At 34.1% G+C, this 942-nt stretch carries 1 protein-coding gene; it reads right to left on the bottom strand.

Annotated features, from left to right (window positions below):
* Positions 1 to 304 precede the first annotated feature (304 nt).
* Positions 305 to 829: a hypothetical protein gene (locus tag B4W65_RS17060; RefSeq protein ID WP_146697840.1), complete on the bottom strand. Its 525-nt coding sequence runs from the start codon at positions 827 to 829 to the stop codon at positions 305 to 307.
* Between the last annotated feature and the right edge of the window lie 113 nt (positions 830 to 942).

Raw genomic sequence — 942 nt, 5'->3', positions numbered from 1 at the left:
TTCATGTTCAGGTAAAAGCATATTCAGGCAAGACAATATCAAAACAATCACCGCAATCACTGAAATCCCAGTCAAAATGTAATCCAGTCGTTTAATTTTCATATTAATCATGTTTGGTTATGCTCTGTCGCACTTTTGCTTGCGCATAACGGTTACATATATGAAATGTTGGGGTTTGCGGGCGACTTCCCTGTCTGCCGTTACAAAAGTTGGTGCGGGGCAGAAAGGTTGGCACAAACACCTAATCCCCAATATTTTATATATGATGTTGTGTGTTGTGTTTAATTTTTCATTCAATTAGTACTTAATATTTGTCTCTATATTTAAATTCAATTGTCCATGTTTCCGGGTTGACTGTATACCAACCGTCATATGGAGTGATACGATTCCCGGTAATTGGTATGTATTCAATTTCTTCAATTTCAGGATTATTTTCTAATTCAAAAAACAGTTTGTCTAAGTTGTACCTATAGATATAAACATCTGTATGCTCTAGATAAAAAGACAGAAAACCATTTTCCTCTGTTTTGATTAAGTGGAGTACAAATTCATCCGATTTGAAACCTTTTAAGGCAAGGTTGTCTTTTAGTGAATTAATTGATAACAATACGTGAAAATCAGTTGTTTTGAATTTATCAAGTCGCCAATGGGGTAGAGAAAAGATTATCGAGTCCAATATTTCTTTGGATATTTTATTGTCAACCCCCAACCCTCTGAATGATTGTTTCGCTGTATGCATCTCTGTTTCAGGAATTGAAACATTCTTTTTTGTGTGTTGCACGCAACCGAAAATGCAAGTAAGACAAAAGACAAGTAAATATTTTTTCATCAAAATAAATTTTTAAATCGGAATGCAATTTTGTCGCGAAATATTATTCTTTAACCTTCTGATTCGTGTCTGTTTATTTGTGTACATAACACACAACGTGTGGCAATATAGTG

Source organism: Geofilum rhodophaeum (assembly GCF_002210225.1).
Taxonomy (GTDB): Bacteria; Bacteroidota; Bacteroidia; order Bacteroidales; family Marinilabiliaceae; genus Geofilum; species Geofilum rhodophaeum.
Note: the sequence above shows the minus strand (reverse complement) of the source record. Positions and strands in the feature narration are given on the sequence as shown.